Raw genomic sequence first — 2,441 nt, 5'->3', positions numbered from 1 at the left:
ATTGTATTATTTATTAAAAATTAAGTCTGCAAGTTAGTAATTATTTTGAGATAATCTACTAAAGCAACTTTTTTTGATAATTTCAAGATAATGAGCAGATTATTGTTAGTCTTTGATCCCTTTAATGGTCACTGTGATCTCACTGGCATGGGCTATTCCAAGGGTAGTCCCGGGTTTAACTGTAAATAAATTCTGCAGGTAAACAGAGATGATCCCTTCCAGTACTTTTTTGCGAACCTCATGGTATTCAGGAATTTCTCCACTAAATGTGCCTAGGCTCATTTTGCCTTTGTCATCGACCAGTACGGTGAAGGTATAACCAAAATCTTTATAGGCTTTGTGCATGACTACTCTATAGCTTGGATATAGATAATCGTAAGCTTCTGTTTTTCCATTCAGTACGTCGACGGAACTGAGCCTTTCTACAGACACAAGTTTGCTTTTTGGGATCAGCTGGACGGGCTGCCTTGCTGCAAAAACACTATCCCGGTTGCTCGGGTGGGCATTGGCTGTTTGGGAGCGTTTTTGTATAAAAGCGGTGTCTCTTGAGGTTGGTCTTTGTAAAACTTCTGCACTTGTTTTTAGCACATCTTTGATGTAATTTTCGGCATAAAAGGTCAGGTTCACATCTGAGCGGATGTCGTTGGCAATTTCCCGTTTGTTGACCTGTAACCGTTGCATCAGCACACTGTCTTTTGAGATGCTTTTGATGCGGAACCATTCTTTCGCAAAATTATAGACCTCACCATGGTCATACAGAAGATGGAAGCCAAGCATTCGTTTCTTTTCCGGACTATAGGCCAGGATAGAGTCATTGGATTCAAACTGGATGATCCAGCTGGGTTCTTGTTGAAAGCCCAGAGAGTCGAAGGAAAGGCCGTTTGAAAATCTCCTTTTCACTTCCTGGTACCGGATGCCTTTGAAGGGAAGGAATGAAAGGCGCGTTTTAGGGCTGGTCTTTTTCTGTGTATGTGTAGAGTTATCTGTATGGCAGGCGCTTAGTGCCAGGCACAGGCCAAGCAGGATTCGCAGTAAAATGGTCTTCATCATATGGGAACAAAGATATTAAAATGGGCTATTCGGCGGAACCGATTTTAATTTTAAACTCTTCTCCGGAGAATGACCAGTTTGTACAACCTTTCTTTTCCCCGTCCGATTTCTATGATGAGACGACGACCATTGCCTGACTTAAGGAGCATGTCGACATCATCCAGGCTGTATTCCTGAATGAGTTTGAAATTGATGGAAAGCAGTTCGTCCTGGGAATGAAAATCGGCTTCCTCGGCCGGTGAGCCGGGTTCTATACGGCCTACCAGGTAGTGATTGGGCTTTCCGGTTTCAATATAAACCTCCATCCCGGCCATATCGTGTTCGAAGGTTCTTTTGTAGAATTTATTTGGCTTGAGATAGACGCAAAAATCGGCATAGTCAAAAGTGATGTCAAAGTGTTTCATCACATTGCTGCCAAGGTTTCCATTGCGCTCTTTGAGCATAGTTTTGGCTGCAGCTTCTTCATAATCCGGGAAAGAGGACAATACATTATTGAACTGGGTACTGCCGATCTTTAAACTGTTGATGCGACCAATATGCCCGCTGATGAGTCCTGTAAATCCAACACCAAGATTGGCACTGATGGTTTTTGCCGGGAGGGGAAAAGGCTTGTCCTGGTAAGATTCCATTGAGATGGCATGACTGGCGCCTATATCCAGGATCAATTTAGCTTCAAAAGGTTCTAGTCCTGCGGGATTGACTGTGGCTTTGATATAGGGTTTATTGCTGATCATCTCCAGGGGAATTCTTTCGCCTTTCTTTTTTACGCGTGTTTCCGGGAGGGAAAAAAACAGGCGTTTAGCTGGGTATTTAATTTTGACAACGAAGCTGTTAAAAAAATAATAGCCGATCAGTCCGTAGATGCGGGTACCCAGATAGCTGGACAGGTTAAACAGATCCTCTTTCAGAATAGCTGTGGGGATATTGCTGATGGTAGAATGACCAATTCTTACGTATATCTGATCGGTTAAGTAAGCCTCTACGTCGTTGCCAGCTCCAAGGCCGGATAACTTAGTTACCCGCAGCGGGCCGAGATTCAGGCTGTCTATAATGGAGGGATCTGAGATGATCATTGGGCTAACGCCGGTATCGAGTACAAAATTATAAGGACCCTTTCCATTGATATACAGGGGAATGATAATGAGATTTTTGATCAGTTGGAAATCCATGACCTCTTTTTCACGGTCTCCGTCAAAATTAAAGGTTTGGGCCTGAACCGGGCTTTGAAGAAACAGGCAAATGACAGATAATAGTAATATGATTCTTGCAGAAAATATTTTTATTAACCGTAAAATGGATTTCATAAACTAATTTAATAATTTAGGCATAGATTCCTATAACATAATTCATATTATGTGGCTTAAACCAAAATTTGCTGCTAATTCTTTTTT

2 protein-coding genes are annotated in these 2,441 nt (G+C 42.1%); both read right to left on the bottom strand.

The window, feature by feature from the left end; all coding sequences use genetic code 11:
* Positions 1–105: 105 nt before the first annotated feature.
* Positions 106–1,050 (bottom strand): hypothetical protein, encoded by a 945-nt coding sequence (locus DBR11_RS21060; protein WP_108554590.1) that lies wholly within the window; start codon positions 1,048–1,050, stop codon positions 106–108.
* A 50-nt stretch (positions 1,051–1,100) separates the two neighbouring features.
* The gene (locus DBR11_RS21055; RefSeq protein WP_108554589.1) at positions 1,101–2,354 is read right to left on the bottom strand and encodes an aspartyl protease family protein; all 1,254 of its coding nucleotides are present in this window, start codon (positions 2,352–2,354) and stop codon (positions 1,101–1,103) included.
* Between the last annotated feature and the right edge of the window lie 87 nt (positions 2,355–2,441).

Origin of the sequence: Pedobacter sp. HMWF019, from assembly GCF_003061025.1 — a bacterium.
Taxonomy (GTDB): domain Bacteria; phylum Bacteroidota; class Bacteroidia; order Sphingobacteriales; family Sphingobacteriaceae; genus Pedobacter.
Note: the sequence above shows the minus strand (reverse complement) of the source record. Positions and strands in the feature narration are given on the sequence as shown.

Bases quoted from the DNA above. Each gene is read 5' to 3' on its own strand.
- DBR11_RS21060 (WP_108554590.1), bottom strand. From the start codon at position 1,050: ATGATGAAGACCATTTTACTGCGAATCCTGCTTGGCCTGTGCCTGGCA.
- DBR11_RS21055 (WP_108554589.1), bottom strand. From the start codon at position 2,354: ATGAAATCCATTTTACGGTTAATAAAAATATTTTCTGCAAGAATCATA.